This window comes from Rhizobium sp. WSM1274, assembly GCF_025200775.1.
Classification (GTDB): domain Bacteria; phylum Pseudomonadota; class Alphaproteobacteria; order Rhizobiales; family Rhizobiaceae; genus Rhizobium; species Rhizobium leguminosarum_I.
Genome location: NZ_CP104138.1, coordinates 1843394 through 1858867 on the forward strand (window position 1 = coordinate 1843394; position 15474 = coordinate 1858867).

Sequence of the window (15474 nt, forward strand, 5' to 3'; positions counted from 1 at the left end):
CCACACAGACACTTCAGGATCGATCCATGGCAGATGCCCTCAAAATCGGCATTGCGGGCTTGGGCACCGTTGGCGCCTCGCTTGTCCGTATCATTCAGCAGAAAAGCAACGAGCTTGCCGTCACCTGCGGGCGTCCGATCATCATCACGGCGGTCTCCGCGCGTGACAAGGCGAGGGATCGCGGCATCGATCTTTCCACCGTTACCTGGTTCGACCGGCCGGAAGAGCTTGCCGAAAAAGGCGATATCGACGTCTTCGTCGAGCTGATGGGTGGCGCCGAAGGGGCGGCCAACGTCTCGGTGCGTACGGCACTCCAACGTGGTCTCCATGTGGTGACAGCCAACAAGGCGCTGCTTGCCTATCACGGCGTCGAGCTTGCGAAGATCGCCGAGGAGAAGGGTTCGCTGCTGAACTTCGAGGCGGCAGTCGCCGGCGGCATTCCGGTCATCAAGGCGCTGCGTGAATCGCTGACGGGCAATTCCGTCTCGCGCATCTATGGCATCATGAACGGCACCTGCAATTACATCCTGACCAAGATGGAGAAGGAGGGGCTTTCCTTCGCCGAATGCCTCAAGGAAGCGCAGCGGCTGGGTTATGCCGAGGCCGATCCAGCCTTCGATGTCGAGGGCAACGACACGGCCCATAAGCTTTCCATCCTGACGACGCTCGCCTTCGGCAATCAGATCGCGGCCGACGACATCTATCTCGAAGGCATCACCAACATCTCGATCGAGGATATCCACGCTGCCGCCGAGCTCGGCTATCGCATCAAACTCTTGGGCGTTGCCCAGCGCACCGATACCGGCATCGAGCAGCGCGTCCATCCCACAATGGTGCCGGTCGATTCGGTCATCGCCCAGGTCGACGGCGTCACCAATGCGGTGGCGATCGAATCCGACGTGCTCGGCGAGCTGCTGATGGTCGGCCCGGGCGCCGGCGGCAACGCGACGGCCTCGTCCGTGCTCGGCGATATCGCCGATATTGCCAAGAGCCAGCCAGGCGCCCAGCGCGTGCCGGTGCTCGGCCATCCCGCAGCGACGCTGGAACCCTACCGCAAGGCGCAGATGCAGAGCCACGAGGGCGGCTATTTCATCCGCCTGACCGTGCTCGACCGCACCGGCGTCTTTGCCAGCGTCGCAACCCGCATGGCGGAAAACAACATCTCGCTGGAATCGATCGTCCAGCGCTCCAAGCAGCACCTGGCGCCATCGCACCACCAGACGATCATTCTCGTCACCCATGCGACGATGGAAGAGTCGGTGCGCAAGGCGGTCGCCTCGATCAAGTCGGAAGGTTACCTCTTCGGCGAACCGCAGGTGATTCGCATCGAGCGGCCAAAAGAAGAAGGCTGAACTCTTTTTTGCCACAATCCGGGATGGCTGACCCGCTCTGTGCACGCAGGGCGGGTTTTTTTATTGCCTGTTTAACCGCTCTCACGAAAACTTATATTAACAGGTACCGAAACATTGATATAAATAAGCCGGGAGAGGGAGTCGCCGGCTTTGGAGAACACCGTGAACAAGGACAGCCATGCCGGGAAGGGGTATGGTCGCCCGGAAGAGGAACCTCCCGATCATCCTGGTCTGTTTGAGGAAGTTCCCGAGACGAACCGTGATGAGGTTCGTTACCACCCCTCCGATGGGGCCTATGACGACGAAAGCCCGGAAGGCCGCAACTGGGCCATTCTTCTCACTCTCTTCTCCGTCATCCTGGTGCAACTGGCCGGCATCGCCCTGATCGTCTGGGCGGTATTCTAAAGCGTGTCGCGATCTTTCAGATTCGCTCTCGCGCTTTAGGTCTTTATTTTTACGCATGTCGTTGTCGCAAAATCGCTGCACGCTTTTGCGCGACATGCTTTGGTAAAAAACCGTGTCTGCAAATCCATCGCTATGTTATCTCCGCTGCTCCTGTAGAAAGAGCAGATGAAGTCAGCGGAGTGTGGCATGGCAGATCTCGTCGACCCCGTACAGCGCGCGTTTCTCGGCGTGGAGAAATCCGCGCTCGACAATCGCTGGGTGGCGCGGCTCGACCAGGCCGGGCAGAACCGCGCGCTGGCCATGTCGCAGATCCATGGATTGCCGGATCTGATCGCCCGGGTGCTCGCTGGGCGCGGCGTGACGGTAGACGAGGCGATCGAATTCCTCGATCCGACGATCCGAAGCCTGATGCCCGATCCCCATAGACTGACTGATTGCGAAAAGGCCGCGACCCGCCTCCTGCGCGCGATCGAGCGAGGCGAGAGCGTCGCCATCTTCGGCGACTACGACGTCGACGGCGCAGCCTCCTCGGCGCTGATGTTTCGTTTTCTCCGCCATTTCGGCGTCAGGGCGACCATCTATATTCCCGACCGCGTCTTCGAAGGCTACGGCCCCAATCCGGCGGCCATCAACCAGTTGATCGACAACGGCGCTGAGCTGATCATCACCGTCGATTGCGGCTCCACCAGCCACGAGGCACTGGCCGCTGCCGCGGCGCGCAACATCGATGTCGTCGTCATCGATCACCACCAGGTGACACATGAGCTGCCGCCCTGCCATGCGCTGGTCAACCCGAACCGCGAGGACGATCTCTCGGGGCAGGGGCATCTTTGCGCCGCCGGCGTCGTCTTCATGGTGCTGGTCGCGACACTCAGGCTGCTGCGCGCGGCCGGCAACAAGCGCATCCTGGCGCTCGACCTGCTGCAATGGCTGGATATCGTGGCACTTGCGACGGTCTGCGATGTCGTGCCGCTGAAGGGTCTCAACCGCGCCTATGTGGTAAAGGGGCTGGTTGCTGCCCGCCACCAGAGCAATGCCGGACTGGCGGCACTCTTCCGCAAGGCGGGGCTCGCCGGCCCGGTGACGCCCTACCATTTCGGCTTCCTGATCGGCCCGCGCATCAATGCCGGCGGGCGGATCGGCGACGCCGCACTCGGAAGCCGGCTGCTCACGCTCGATGACGCCGGAGAGGCGGATGTGATCGCGCAGCGCCTCGACGAGCTCAATCGCGAACGCCAAGCGATGGAGGCCATCATGCTGCAGGAGGCTGAAGCCGAGGCGCTTGCCGAATATGGCGACGGCGAGGGCGCCTCCGTCATCGTCACCGCCCATGAGAAATGGCATCCCGGTATCGTCGGGCTGATCGCGGCGCGGCTGAAGGAGAAATTCAAACGGCCGGCCTTTGCGATCGCCTTCGATCCCGCCGGCCGCGGCACCGGCTCTGGCCGATCCATCAACGGCTTCGACATGGGCAGGATGGTCCGGGCCGCGGTTGACGAGGGTCTGCTCGTCAAGGGCGGCGGCCACGCAATGGCCGCGGGACTGACGGTCGAGCGCGCTGATCTCGGCAGGCTGAGGACCTTCTTCACGGAGAAGGCCGAGAGGACGGTGGCTAGCCTCGTCGCCAACGAAACGCTGAAGATCGACGGTGCGATCGGTGCAAGCGGCGCCACTCTCGAACTCATCGACCGCCTGGAGGCCGCCGGCCCCTATGGCTCTGGTCACGCACAGCCGCTCTTTGCCATACCGGCGCATCGTCTGCGCGACGCCCGCCTGGTCGGCGAGAAACATGTGAAGGTGACGCTGGAGGCCATGGACGGATCGCGGCTCGACGGCATCGCCTTCCGCGCCGCCGACACGCCGCTTGGCAATCTTCTTATCAATTCACGCGGTGCCAGCCTGCATGTCGCGGGTTCGCTCGGTGCCGACCACTACCAGGGCGCACGCCGCATCCAGCTGCGCGTCTGCGACGCTGCGCCGGCGAAATAGAACGGTCGCGCAAGAGCGCTGACGATGTGAAGTCAAGGGAGAGAAAGTGGTACGCCCTAGGGGAGTCGAACCCCTCTTCCCAGAATGAAAATCTGGTGTCCTAACCGATAGACGAAGGGCGCTTCCTTCGTGGTGGCGCCCTTATAGTCAGCGCCTTCGAAGGCCGCAAGCGCCAAGGCGCGAAAAAATCATCGTTTTCGCCGATTTATTTGTGGCTGTGGAGAAACGATGTGCAAGGCACGGCGGAGCGGAGAAAAATCAAGCCGGCGGGTTAGGATGGGCAGCGTCGCGCGGACCCGAAGGGTTCTCCTCAAGGAGACTCATAGGGTCGGCGAATGTCGATCGAAACGGATGACGATGGCCATCATCAGGAATTGGTACGCCCTAGGGGAGTCGAACCCCTCTTTACAGAATGAGAATCTGTCGTCCTAACCGATAGACGAAGGGCGCAGGCAGCCTCGTTAAAATAGGAGCGTGCGCCGGCTTCTGCAAGCGGAAGTGATGGCTTCTATATAGGGAGAAAGTGGTACGCCCTAGGGGAGTCGAACCCCTCTTCCCAGAATGAAAATCTGGTGTCCTAACCGATAGACGAAGGGCGCGTCCTTCGTGGTGGCGCCCTTATAGTCAGGCGTATTGAATCCCGCAAGCGGCAATTGCGGTTTCTTTCAAAAAAATGACAGCAAATCCGAGCGCGTTCGAGAAGCCGATTATTGAAGCCGAATCAACAGGCTGCCGGTTTGTTTCTTTATTGAGACTAGCTGATGCTGCCGTAACGCAATGCGAAAATCGCGCGGCCGTCAGATCGCTCGTGCGGTCGTCATCGGCGCGCGTTTGCCGCCGCAGCCCCAGTTCCAGTCACGACTTTTGCCGGTATCGAGGTGGACCGAATCCGTATGGCAATAGGTGCCGACGCCGCCGCGGTCCGGCAACGAGCGGATATAGGCGGCGATATCCCATTTTGTAACACCGTCGATCTGGATGTCGGCCGCCTCGCAGCTCTTGTGCATCGATTCGTCGGCGCCGCCGACCAAGCGGTTGTGCTCCTCGTCTCGATAGCCGGAGGTGACGATGACCGGTCGCCCGAAATGGTTTTCGACCGTCTTGATCACTTTCAGCAGGTCGGGCTTGAAGCAACCGACCTCGACCTTGTCGTTCTGGAGATGCAGCCCGTTCGGCGCGATGCGCGTCATGCCGGGCAGGGCGGCTTTGTGCAGCAGGCCGGAGAGGCTGCCGAGCAGGTTCTGCTTCGGCGCGCTGTAGAGCGCATTCATCGTCGAGGTCGGAATGCTGCCCGTCGCCAGCGACGCAGTCTGCACAGGCGCAAGCTGCGTACTGTTATTCTGCGAGGATTGCTGCGGCAGCACCGGCTCTGCCGGCTGTTGGAGCGTGGGCGGCTGGCTATAGACGCTGCTTCGCGCCGATGCTGCACCTTCCACCGGCGCATAGGCCTGCGGCTGAACGACGGTGGAGGTGCTGTTGTCTTGCGGCGCCGGCTGGCGATCGGAAAAGATGCTCATCGACTGCGCGTTGATCCGGGTCGACTGCAGGACCAACCCGCCGATATTGGCAGGCGCCGCCGTTGCCGAGCCGGCGGGCGGAGCGGCGGCATTTGGATCTTGTGCCACGACCTGAGGCGCGGCTTGAGCGCCGGAGACGTTGACGAGCCGAGGGTCCGTATAGACCGAATGTGGGGCAGGGCTTCCAGGCCCTGCGGTGGCAAGCTGCGGTGCTGCGGCTTGTGCTGGAACAACTGCGGCGGAATCGAGCGCCTTCTTGTCCGACGCGCAGCCGGACAGCGCCAGCACCGAGGTGGCGATCAGCAAAGCGTCGGTCAGGGGCATCCGCATCTGCATCTTACGCAAAGCAACAGTCTCCAGTTGATCCGGAAAATAAGCGAAAACCGCTTCTCTTCCGCTTCGAGTCGTTTGGAGATTGCCTGCGGGGCCGGATCGCGGCAAGCGCCGAGGCGCCGGCCGGACCCGAAATCGGAAAAGCCGCAAGCCTCGCAAAAGCCTTGCGCCGAAAAGCCTTACCAGGCGCCGGTATTGCCCATCGAGAGCCAGGGCTCAGTGGCCGGAAGCGGGCTGCCCTTTTGCAGGATTTCGATCGAGATGCCGTCGGGTGAGCGCACGAACGCCATGTTCCCGTCGCGCGGCGGCCGGTTGATGGTGACGCCGTTGTCCATCAGATTCTGGCAGGTCGCGTAAATATCGTCGACCTCATAAGCGAGGTGGCCGAAATTGCGACCTCCGCTATAATCTTCCGTGTCCCAATTGTAGGTAAGCTCGAGGCAGGGGGCCTTTTCGCTGCGCGCACGGTCGAGATCGTCGCGAGCAGCCAGGAAAACCAGGGTGAAGCGGCCCTTCTCGTTTTCGTGGCGGCGAATCTCCTCCAGCCCGAAAAGCGTGGTGTAAAAGGCAAGCGAGGCGTCCAGGTCTTTGACGCGCACCATTGTATGAAGATAACGCATTCTATTTACTCCTTTATTGGGGCTAGCTTTTTTCGGCGAGCCGAGGTCAGCTTCGGGCAAGTCATCTTTATAAAATGTGCACCTGGGAATAACCGAAAACTAGGACTTGCGCTTATCCGTTACCAAGATGTTAATCTTGATTTCAAGAATCAGTTAACCGTAACAGTGTGACGCGTATTCGAGGGGCTGGCGACAATGGCTGACAGGATTTCATCGAACGAATACTCCGACCTCGACGAGCTATCGGGAGAGGCGGTCGATCTTGTTGAAATCACCGGCGTCGTCAAGTGGTTCGACGTCGCCAAGGGTTTCGGCTTCATCGTGCCAGACAACGGCATGCAGGATGTACTCCTGCACGTGACCTGCCTGCGCCGCGACGGTTACCAAACGATCCTCGAGGGAACGCGCATCGTCGCCCTCATCCAGCGCCGCGAGCGCGGCTATCAGGCTTTCAAAATCCTCTCGATGGACCAGTCGACCGCGGTTCATCCCTCGCAGCTGCCGCCGGTGCGCACCCATGTGCAGGTCACCGCAACGAGCGGACTCGAGCGCGCGCTGGTCAAGTGGTTCAACCGCACCAAGGGATTCGGCTTCCTGACGCGCGGCGAGGGCACGGAAGACATCTTCGTGCACATGGAAACGCTCCGCCGCTTCGGCCTGACGGAGCTCCGCCCTGGCCAGGTGGTTCTCGTCCGCTTCGGCGACGGAGAAAAGGGCCTGATGGCCGCAGAGATCCATCCTGACGTTCCGAGCCCGGCAAGCCGGTCGCACTGAACATGCGCGGTCTAATCCTATTTGATGCTATCAGAAGCGCCATCCTGGCGCTTTTTTTCATGGTTGCGCTGCCGGCTTTGGCCGAGGAGCAGATGCGGTTCGACAAGGAGCCGCTGCTCATCCAGACTGCGGCGGGCAAGGTGCTGCATTTCACTGTCGAGATTGCCTCGACCCCGGATCAGCGCGCCCGCGGACTGATGTTTCGCAAGGTGATGGCCGATGATGCCGGCATGATCTTCGATTTCGACGAGCCAAGGCGCGTCACCATGTGGATGGAAAACACCATCCTGCCGCTCGACATGCTCTTTGCCGACGACGCCGGTACGATTCGCCACATCAAGGAAAAGGCAGTGCCCTATTCGCGCGACATCATCGATTCGATGGTTGCGGTGAAATACGTCGTCGAACTCAACGCCGGCATTGTTGCCAAACTCGGAATCAAGCCGGGCGACAGGATCGTCAGCGCCACGACGACGAAAAGGATGAAGTGACGGCGCGTATAACCGCAAGCTGCGCTGCGCCTGTCAAGGAATTCAACAATATCGGGATATTTGAATGGTCGGAGTGGAGAGATTCGAACTCCCGACCCTCTGGTCCCAAACCAGATGCGCTACCAGGCTGCGCTACACTCCGTGCCGTGAATGGCAGGGGAGATACACGGTTCACTTCGCCGTCGCAACCCATAAATCCAGCTCTGGCCGAAGATTCCTCGCCGGACCTGTGGATGCAAGATAGAAAAATCTTGATGGGCGGTCAGTCTGCTTACCAGCGCACTAATCCGTTTGCCTGGCACAATTGGCGTCAGGGCAATTCTACCTTAGCCGTGAGCGATCAGGCCGATATATTGAGCGTAGCTGATCGCAAGGTAGAAGAACGCCGTGATACCAGCCCCTATCACAATGGCATTGAACTCCGCCGAACGTCTCATCATGAGTGCGAATCCACTGAAACCAACCGAGCCGTAGAAATAGTGCCGAGGGCTGGCTGCGGCAATCAGGTTGCAATCACAACATGCGACAATCGGTAACATTGTGCAATCCGCCCCAGAGTCGCTTGGCCTTCAAGAGATGGCTGGCTCCACCCGAGGGGAAGAATGCGCACAGCCGCTTGTCCGCCGATATTCTTTGTTTCCCTAACGCATCGGCCGTCATGGGAACGGAGTCGGCAGCGTCGTCGTGCACCGCCTTTTTCCTTGAAAAAGCGGGGATTCGCAGCTAAGCAAAATTCATCTCTTTGCGTTATCCTCAGCGATGATGCAAAAGGCCCGGAACGGGCCGGCAACAGGATTTAGACCATGAACGGCGGGCATTGTCCCGCATAGTCGGAGACGCTGCAGTCATGTCTGCCAAGATCTATCGTCCAGCCAAGACCGCCATGCAGTCCGGCAAGGCCAAGACCAATCTCTGGGTGCTTGAGTTCGATCAGGAGTCGCCGCTTAAGATCGATCCGATCATGGGCTACACCTCTTCGGGTGACATGCGCCAGCAGGTGAAGCTCACCTTCGAAACGCAGGAACTCGCCGAAGCCTATGCCCAGCGCAACGGTATCGACTACCGCGTCATCGCGCCGAAGGACCCGACACGCCAGGTTGTCGCCTATCCGGACAATTTCCGCTATACCCGCACGCAGCCCTGGACGCATTGAGATTTCTGGTCCAGATATGCCGCATCCGGTCGCGCTCGTGAGACGCGGCCGCCGGACGGCCCCTTAGCTCAGCTGGATAGAGCACCTGCCTTCTAAGCAGGTTGTCGCAGGTTCGATTCCTGCAGGGGTCGCCACAAATTCAATGACTTGAAGCCGTCCCCTGACCAGCGCGAAGGAGCCTGGTCACGGGGCGCTCACATTTGGACCGCCGTCCAGCGAATCCCGCGTACGGCGGCCGGACGGGCGTCCCAAACCGGTGCGGAATTATTGTTTGAACTGATCTCGCAAGACGTCGACGAGTGCCATCTGATCACCAGCAACCTTGCGTTCGAGGGATCCTGGGATCCGAGTGCCGACCGGCGCTCTGTTGGACCGCGTCACCCGCCACGTCGACATCCGCGAGATGAACGGCGACAGTTATCGCCTCGCGCAAGTCCGCACTCGAAAGGCCGGCTGACAGCCGTCAAAAAATCGCAGCGCGCGGATGGGATCGCCGTTCGGGCTACGCCCTCCCAGCTTGCTCATCCACGCGCTGAAGTAGTCGAATTTTGCGCGCCGCGTGGCGGGTTTTACTCCGCCGTCGACACATTTTGTTAGCACGATTGTTGCGGCGATCGGACGACCGCCGCAACAGGTATAGTTACAGGATCAAATCGCCTGCCCCCAGGTGGACGAGGCCCTGCAGCTGAATCTCGAAGTCATGAACGCCGTCGCCGTTCAGGTCGGCCTGGACAACGGTAATATCGTGATCGGATCCAGCATTGTCTTGATAGTGCCAAGCGAGCGCGCCAGCCTTCTTATCGAACAAGGCATTCTCTTGCGCCTGGAAATGGAAGGCTGCATCGCCCTGCGCAGAGCCATTCGCATCGATCGCCGAGAGGTTGATCTTGTCGACCCCATGCTGGAAGTCGGTGATGACGTCGCGGTTCCAGCCGGACCCGGTCTCCGTCGCTGTCTTGAAGGTAAACGTATCCGAGCCGATACCACCGCTCATGATGTCCTTTCCAGCACCACCAATTATGACGTCCGAGCCGGCGCCGCCCTTCAACACGTCATTGCCGCCGAGACCCTTGTAGGTTTCGTTGCCGCCGTTGGACTGACCGGTGTGTGGCAGGTAGTCGTTACCCTCGGTGCCGGTATATACCTTCGTCGATGTGGTCGGCGTTGTCGGCTCTGTCGGTTGCGTCGGCGTGGTCGGCGTTCCCGAGCCGGAGCTCGGCTGCGTCGGCGTGGTTGGCTCTGTCGGCGTGGTCGGCGTTGTCGGTTGCGTCGGCGTGGTTGGCGTTCCCGGTGCCGCGCTGGAGCCCGATTCGTAGGCACCCATATCGACAGTTCCAACGACGCGAGCGTGGCCGTCCAGATCGGTCGAGCCGACGCCGTACTTGGTGGTTCCACTGTCGATCGCCGACGAGCCGGAGCCGAGGTGGAAGTTGTCGGTCGCTGCCCCCGCGAAATGCGGGTCGACACCGAGCTTGTTGCCGTTCGTCGCACTCGGCATCGCGTTGCCGCCGTCGGTCCTGACCGAGTCCTGGCCGGCCGTGCCGTTGTAAGTGATGTTGTTGGCCCAGACGGTGTTGGCGTTGGTGTAGCCACCGTACGACGTGTTATCGACAGCGGTGTTGTTCTTGTTCACCGATGGGTCGGCTACGGCGACGTTGTTGACCCAGGTGTTGTTGCTCGACTGCGCGTTGCTGAGTTCGCCGCGCCAGGTGCCGTCGTTCAGCGGGTCCTGGTTGTTGTGATATGCTGTGTTGTTCTGCACCGTGACGGAGTCGCTCCAGGCAACCTGGACGCCTTTGCCGCCGTTCTCGTAGACCAGGTTGTTGTCGACGAGGGTCTTAAACGTATAGTTCGGATGACCATCCGCCTGTGTGCTCTGAAAATCGTCGATGATGATGCCGTTGCCATCGGTGTGCGCACCCGTCTTCGTGACGTTGTCGTGCGAGATGTTGTTTTGTACGATATTCCGGTAGCCGGTCGTCGAGGTATCGCCGGTGATGTTCCGGTTCTCGTAGATCGAGATGCCCGAGAACCAGCCCGTGGACGCGTTATGGTAGGTCTCGTTCCCGACGATCTTGACGAAGTCAGAATAGTTGAACTGAATGCCCGACTCGCCGCTGTCGTGGACCTTGTTGTTGAGAATTGAGACGTGATGGACGTTGTTCGCTTCGATGCCGTCACCGTTGCCGCCCTTGATGTCGAAGCCGTCGATTGTCACGTAGTTGGCGTTGACACTGATCCCGGTGTACGAGCCCGCGGGCGGCCGGATCAGCGCTGCGCCAGGCACTTCCGAGCGTAGCGTGATGTCGCCTGCCGCCGAGCCGTCCTTGTCGATGTTGATGCTCTCGTTGTAGGTTCCTGGCTTCACCACCACCTCGTCGCCGGGCTTAAGGTTCGCCGACATTGCCTCGCCAATCGTGCGAAAGGGAGTGGAGGCACTTCCGTTACCACCGCCGCTGCCGGTCGTCGCTACATAGTATGTCGTCATGTTCTTGTTCCTCAACCTTAGCGTTGTCTTTGCCGGTACTATTTTTGGTTAATCAGGCGTTACGGCGAGGGGTTATAGGGTGACATCCTGGAGGGCGCAACAGTAGAGCGATAGTAAGTGCTTGACAAACATAGCCATATTGCTGCCACATTATCAAAATCGATCCGAAGTTACGTTTTGAAATATTTAGTGAAATTTGAGTCGCCCAAATTGAGGCAGTATAAAGGTCTCGCTTTCCGCGAATTATTCTTTCTGCAACTGCCGCGATATACGCCCCTTGAAAACATTAGAAAAACCTGACGGGCGTGAGCGGATTCCTCCCGCAAAGGGCGGAATCGACATTTTTTCTGTATTTAGCGATTTTAGGCAGCGCTGCTTTACCGATTGGGACAAATCGAGAGGGTAATGGGAGGGCATGACCGCAGCAGATTCGGCCAAACCCATTGAGCAGCATTTCAAGCGCCGATTCCCCGCCGAGATCATTGGGCATGCGGTACGACCCGGAAAAGCTCTTCAAGTCGAAATAGGAAAACCCTATTGCAGGCGTTTTAATGATACGCGATGCCATTGCCGCCGGGACGAATAAACCTCATCCGGATTTTTGACGAAACATTGCATTTGTCAGCCAACGCATTCGTTAGGCTGCGCTATGCCTACCAACATCCTCGTAGTGCACTGAACTATTTTGGTGGAGATCTCATGGAATGCGCGCGCGACGTAATCTATGAGGACTATCCGACTGAATATGCAGCATCGAGACTGCCACTGCCGCCCGGCGCAATCAATAAGAGCCAGATAACATCCGTGGTCGATAAGTTGGACACCCACCCGCTTCGGCAGCCGCCGAAAAATTGGGTCAAATGCGATCCACACCCAGCAAGCACGCGGTCTTTGTGCCTCCGCTTCCAAACCGCCAGCCGCGCCGCAAACAATGGAGCGAGGCCAAAAATAGCCACGCGACTATGGAAATTTTATAAACCTAAGTAATACTAAGTCACCGGTAGAGAATTGGTCGTGTAAACTTGGCAATAATACGAGCGAATGTGCTGGCAGCGGAAGTCCATGTGTGTGGAGTGACTACATCTATTCCCAGATGCTGGCGTCCCTTATTCGTCAACGCCAGCGTTTCTGTAAAGCCTAGGTCCCCGCCATGATACTCTTTGGAAATGAGGCCCAGCAACTCGGCTTCCACGTCCAAGGGATAATAGTGGTCTTCTACGACTTCCATCGCCCCGCCCTTGTCGGCAATCTCCTTAAGCATACCGTCAATATCCATGCGAAGGCCCTATTAACTTATCGAGTTTCGGACGGCGCGATCATTGTTGTGATACTCGCGAAATCCTTACTCCTCTTGCATTTAAACAAGAGTGAATCAACTGGTAAGTATTGGTCCGGGATCAGGGGCAAGCGCACGATCAGCGCAGGATCAGTGACGCCGCTGCTCACTATCGGCAGATTGCCGGCTGCGTCGCATGCACGCCAGCTCCGATCCACGGCGCTGTCAGTGTAGAGCCCCGCGCCAGCGGTGCCGGAACTGCCCGCTGCGCAGAATTGAAGGTCTGTCGGACGCCGTTTGTCGGTTTGTCGCGGCCACAACGGTGTTGTTGCTATCAATGATCGGCGTCTGATTTCTATTTCGATTCGCGTGACGCGAAAGACCATGCGGCGGAAATTGCGGAGGTCAGTCAGGGCATGGTATGTCCGGCTTTCACGTATTTCATGCCTTTGACGAGGTCCAACAGGTAGCGTATTGCAGCTAGTCACTACAGGTGGGATGTCGTTTCGCCCGATATGATACACTCACGCCCGCAGCTTGATCTGGGAGGGCTCACAGGACCAGTGCTATCCCGCATTTCCTCAGCATAGCAGGCAGGCTGCAGCTCTCCGCCATCCATCCTAGCCCCAGAATTCGGCCTCGGCGATCAGCGTGGCTGCGCGCCGATTCTGCCCGATCCAGGCGGTGATCTCAGTGAACGACCGAGAGGTAGCGGATGCCGGCTTCATCAGCCGCTCTCATCAGCGCTTCCCGCGCGGCGTTTGCGGGCGCGGTGCCGCGGATCGCGTCGAGGCATGTCTTCACCGCCACGATATACTCCTCGCCATCATCCCCAGGCCATTCGGAAATGAGCATGGTGGCTGCGTCGCCGAGGGTCCTGATGACGCTGTATTTATCTTGGCCGCTCATGAGCATCCTCAGGGCGGGAAACTGATGCGATGTGTACCGATTCATGACATTTGGTCCTTGCATCATCAACATATTAGTAACCCTGCAAAAAGCGTTCCAACGGGAGCTGCTGCATGATCATCCGCGGATGGTTCCGCAACAACGGCCGGCAACGGAACGGGGAGATCGATGCAGTCGCAGAGCGGTCAAACCGATCAAACCGATCTGGGTCAAAGCGCGGCCGAGCAGATCCGAACTGGTCTTGGGATGCTTCTCGGACGGATGACAGGCTTCAATGAGGGCTGCCGTTACCATGACCGCACCGGAGTACACCGAGAACACGAGGTTCATCACTCCGCGATGAAGGCCACCGATCCCATCAAAAACCGTGACATGTCGTTTCACCGTTGAAATCGTAAGTTGTTGTTTTGTCAGGCGCAGCTTTCGATCGGATTATCTGGATGCTTAGGGCTATTGCCCTTGTCCGATTGGGCAGAAATTCGAGGCAATGCCTACACAACCAAGTGGCCGGGAACTTGTTTTAAACACATTGCCGTCCTATTGATTCTTCTATCGAAATTGCTTGTCGAGCTTGGTTTGCGCCCTTGGCGTCCCAGCTGATCTTTCCTTTCAAAATCGATTTCTGCGCCGTCTGGCAGCCGCCGGAGGGTGATTGTCATGCCGGTTGAGGGGGATCGTTATGAACGCAGGCAATTCTTTGATCGACGCAAGCCTCCACCAAACACCCATCGTCGCTGCCTGATATGCCTACGGTCTTTGCCCGCGGATGTCAGCGGCGCCATTCAGGCTGGGTTTTCCAGCCATTGAGGAGAATTTCATGAGCAAGACCAATGCAGAAGCACTGTTGCGTAAAATGCAGCGCCAGGTCGCCAATACCAGTGGCGGTGGCCATCTCGGCGGCACCAACTTCGGTCAGGGCAATGACGCCAAGACCTCGTCCGGAAGCGGCAATCGACCGGCAGGCAAGGGCAGGCCGCCAAGTGGCGGCAAACGCTGACGAGTGCGCCGTGCGTCTTTTAAGCCGCGCCAAGGACGCTGTAGCATTTTGAATGGCTGCATCGCGATTGAAGACAACCCCGCCATAATGGCGGGGTTTTGTTTGATGCGCCTCTGAAGGCCTACGGCGGATTGGATCTGCTCGGCTCTTCTCAGCGATCCAGGAAATGATCGAAGTAGACCTGGGGGATGGGGTAGGCGTAGACGCCCCTGTCGACGAAACTGTACCTATAGAGGCAACTTCTGAGAGCCGCGTTGTAATAGAGGCTGTGCGGGTCCGTTGAGCCGCGTCGCCATGAGCCAGCCTCCGGCACGCACTGCTGAAGCACTTTATCGTATCGAGCCAGGAGCGCCGGGTCGGTATCGACCCGAATGCCGCTGTAGGACTGATAGTTTGAAGGAGATTCTGCGGCCGATATACAGCCCAGGCTAAGTGCAAGACCAACGACTGCCATCAATCTCATTGGATTTATTCCCCCTGATCGATTATCGAAGTATCGAGCAGAACGTTATTAGTTCCAGTGCCTGCGGGCAAGGCCCGCTTGTTCCGGCATCTACATCGGCGGCGTGATCTTCCGGATGGCCGACCGTGAGAAATGAGCGAGATCATCTCGCGAAGCGCACCGGCGGCTTGAGAGCTGCCGCCACGGATGGCGGCAGCAATTCTGTACCGATCAATCCAAGAGATCGGCGGGAACCTTGCCGCCATTTTCCGAAAGCCGCTTCATCAGCGCCTTGTGCAGCCACACATTCATTTTTGCGGAATCGTTGGCGTCGCCGGTATAGCCGAGTTCAGCGGCAAGTTCCTTGCGCTCGGTTAGGCTTGCATCCATCCCAACGGCTTTCATCAAGTCCACGATCGAGTGGCGCCAATCGAGTTTCTGGCCGCTCTTCTTCACAGCCGCGTCAAGGATCGGGACGATATCGACTGTGGCTGTCGCGGTGGCAGGCTTGCTCTGCGGGGCAGGGGCAGCAGGCCTTGGACTGGGCGCTGCCGACGGTGAGGCAGGCGCTTGCGCCGGCTCCATCTTCGGCGCGCCGGCAGCAACGGGTTCGGCTGCTTTCGCCTCTCCGAAGATTGCATGTTTGATTTTGTCGAAAATGCCCATTCTAAACCTCCAGTTCCATCAGATGAGAACATGCTGAAACATGGACTTCCCGCCTGATATAT

The 15474-nt window shown here is 58.9% G+C and carries 16 protein-coding genes, 5 tRNA genes and 1 pseudogene; 10 read left to right on the forward strand and 12 right to left on the reverse strand.

Annotated elements, in window-relative coordinates; translation table 11 throughout:
• Nucleotides 1-26 precede the first annotated feature (26 nt).
• The 3 genes from N2600_RS09360 (at nucleotide 27) to recJ (ending at nucleotide 3746) form a co-directional block, all read left to right on the forward strand.
• Nucleotides 27-1352 (forward strand): homoserine dehydrogenase, encoded by a 1326-nt coding sequence (locus N2600_RS09360; protein ID WP_260298655.1) that lies wholly within the window; start codon nucleotides 27-29, stop codon nucleotides 1350-1352.
• A gap of 162 nt (nucleotides 1353-1514) precedes the next feature.
• The gene (locus N2600_RS09365; RefSeq protein WP_170261403.1) at nucleotides 1515-1757 is read left to right on the forward strand and encodes a hypothetical protein; all 243 of its coding nucleotides are present in this window, start codon (nucleotides 1515-1517) and stop codon (nucleotides 1755-1757) included.
• 186 nt (nucleotides 1758-1943) lie between these two features.
• On the forward strand, nucleotides 1944-3746 hold the full coding sequence (recJ, locus tag N2600_RS09370) for a single-stranded-DNA-specific exonuclease RecJ (RefSeq protein ID WP_260298656.1): 1803 nt from the start codon (nucleotides 1944-1946) through the stop codon (nucleotides 3744-3746).
• Between the two features lie 47 nt (nucleotides 3747-3793).
• On the opposite strand, the gene N2600_RS09375 is transcribed toward recJ, so the two are convergent.
• The 5 genes from N2600_RS09375 to gloA all read right to left on the reverse strand — a co-directional run bounded on the left by N2600_RS09375 (nucleotide 3794) and on the right by gloA (nucleotide 6216).
• A tRNA-Glu gene (locus N2600_RS09375) sits at nucleotides 3794-3868 on the reverse strand.
• Nucleotides 3869-4121: 253 nt separating this feature from the next.
• A tRNA-Glu gene (locus N2600_RS09380) sits at nucleotides 4122-4196 on the reverse strand.
• A gap of 74 nt (nucleotides 4197-4270) precedes the next feature.
• Nucleotides 4271-4345 (reverse strand) — tRNA-Glu (locus N2600_RS09385).
• Between the two features lie 198 nt (nucleotides 4346-4543).
• Nucleotides 4544-5599, reverse strand: a complete 1056-nt coding sequence (locus N2600_RS09390) for a YcbK family protein (protein WP_409995332.1) — start codon at nucleotides 5597-5599, stop codon at nucleotides 4544-4546.
• A gap of 176 nt (nucleotides 5600-5775) precedes the next feature.
• Entirely contained in the window at nucleotides 5776-6216 is a 441-nt protein-coding gene (gene gloA, locus N2600_RS09395) for a lactoylglutathione lyase (protein ID WP_170258615.1), read from the reverse strand.
• Nucleotides 6217-6411: 195 nt separating this feature from the next.
• Between gloA and N2600_RS09400 the strand changes: the two genes are divergently transcribed.
• Both N2600_RS09400 and N2600_RS09405 read left to right on the forward strand, forming a co-directional pair.
• Nucleotides 6412-6990 carry a cold-shock protein gene (locus N2600_RS09400; RefSeq protein WP_012757289.1) on the forward strand — a complete coding sequence of 193 codons (579 nt, stop codon included), beginning with the start codon at nucleotides 6412-6414 and terminating at the stop codon, nucleotides 6988-6990.
• Nucleotides 6991-6992: 2 nt separating this feature from the next.
• Nucleotides 6993-7481: a DUF192 domain-containing protein gene (locus N2600_RS09405; protein WP_222383868.1), complete on the forward strand. Its 489-nt coding sequence runs from the start codon at nucleotides 6993-6995 to the stop codon at nucleotides 7479-7481.
• A 65-nt stretch (nucleotides 7482-7546) separates the two neighbouring features.
• On the opposite strand, the gene N2600_RS09410 is transcribed toward N2600_RS09405, so the two are convergent.
• Nucleotides 7547-7623: transfer RNA gene (locus N2600_RS09410), tRNA-Pro, on the reverse strand.
• A 184-nt stretch (nucleotides 7624-7807) separates the two neighbouring features.
• Complete coding sequence (locus tag N2600_RS09415) at nucleotides 7808-8020, reverse strand: hypothetical protein (RefSeq protein WP_017964110.1); 213 nt, start codon at nucleotides 8018-8020, stop codon at nucleotides 7808-7810.
• 308 nt (nucleotides 8021-8328) lie between these two features.
• On the opposite strand from N2600_RS09415, the gene N2600_RS09420 reads away from it, so the two are divergent.
• The 3 genes and pseudogenes from N2600_RS09420 to N2600_RS09430 all read left to right on the forward strand — a co-directional run.
• Nucleotides 8329-8634: an ETC complex I subunit gene (locus tag N2600_RS09420; RefSeq protein ID WP_017964111.1), complete on the forward strand. Its 306-nt coding sequence runs from the start codon at nucleotides 8329-8331 to the stop codon at nucleotides 8632-8634.
• 57 nt (nucleotides 8635-8691) lie between these two features.
• Nucleotides 8692-8768, forward strand: a tRNA-Arg gene (locus N2600_RS09425).
• 112 nt (nucleotides 8769-8880) lie between these two features.
• Nucleotides 8881-9091, forward strand: a pseudogene (locus N2600_RS09430) (ATP-binding protein); the annotation flags it as partial.
• A gap of 183 nt (nucleotides 9092-9274) precedes the next feature.
• On the opposite strand, the gene N2600_RS09435 reads toward N2600_RS09430, so the two are convergent.
• The 3 genes from N2600_RS09435 to N2600_RS09445 form a co-directional block, all read right to left on the reverse strand.
• On the reverse strand, nucleotides 9275-11122 hold the full coding sequence (locus tag N2600_RS09435) for a choice-of-anchor Q domain-containing protein (RefSeq protein WP_260110759.1): 1848 nt from the start codon (nucleotides 11120-11122) through the stop codon (nucleotides 9275-9277).
• Between the two features lie 994 nt (nucleotides 11123-12116).
• Nucleotides 12117-12398, reverse strand: a complete 282-nt coding sequence (locus N2600_RS09440; protein ID WP_162118793.1) for a hypothetical protein — start codon at nucleotides 12396-12398, stop codon at nucleotides 12117-12119.
• Between the two features lie 690 nt (nucleotides 12399-13088).
• A complete protein-coding gene (locus tag N2600_RS09445) occupies nucleotides 13089-13379 on the reverse strand; it encodes a DUF982 domain-containing protein (RefSeq protein ID WP_170280592.1) in 291 nt (96 codons plus the stop codon).
• A gap of 96 nt (nucleotides 13380-13475) precedes the next feature.
• Here N2600_RS09445 and N2600_RS09450 point away from each other — a divergent pair, with 96 nt between their 5' ends.
• Both N2600_RS09450 and N2600_RS09455 read left to right on the forward strand, forming a co-directional pair.
• Nucleotides 13476-13697, forward strand: a complete 222-nt coding sequence (locus N2600_RS09450; RefSeq protein ID WP_260110760.1) for a hypothetical protein — start codon at nucleotides 13476-13478, stop codon at nucleotides 13695-13697.
• Nucleotides 13698-14124: 427 nt separating this feature from the next.
• Nucleotides 14125-14304 carry a hypothetical protein gene (locus N2600_RS09455; protein WP_017964118.1) on the forward strand — a complete coding sequence of 60 codons (180 nt, stop codon included), beginning with the start codon at nucleotides 14125-14127 and terminating at the stop codon, nucleotides 14302-14304.
• A 151-nt stretch (nucleotides 14305-14455) separates the two neighbouring features.
• On the opposite strand, the gene N2600_RS09460 is transcribed toward N2600_RS09455, so the two are convergent.
• Both N2600_RS09460 and N2600_RS09465 read right to left on the reverse strand, forming a co-directional pair.
• A complete protein-coding gene (locus tag N2600_RS09460) occupies nucleotides 14456-14767 on the reverse strand; it encodes a hypothetical protein (RefSeq protein ID WP_170262064.1) in 312 nt (103 codons plus the stop codon).
• Nucleotides 14768-14977: 210 nt separating this feature from the next.
• A complete protein-coding gene (locus N2600_RS09465; RefSeq protein ID WP_222383870.1) occupies nucleotides 14978-15412 on the reverse strand; it encodes a DUF3597 domain-containing protein in 435 nt (144 codons plus the stop codon).
• Nucleotides 15413-15474 lie beyond the last annotated feature (62 nt).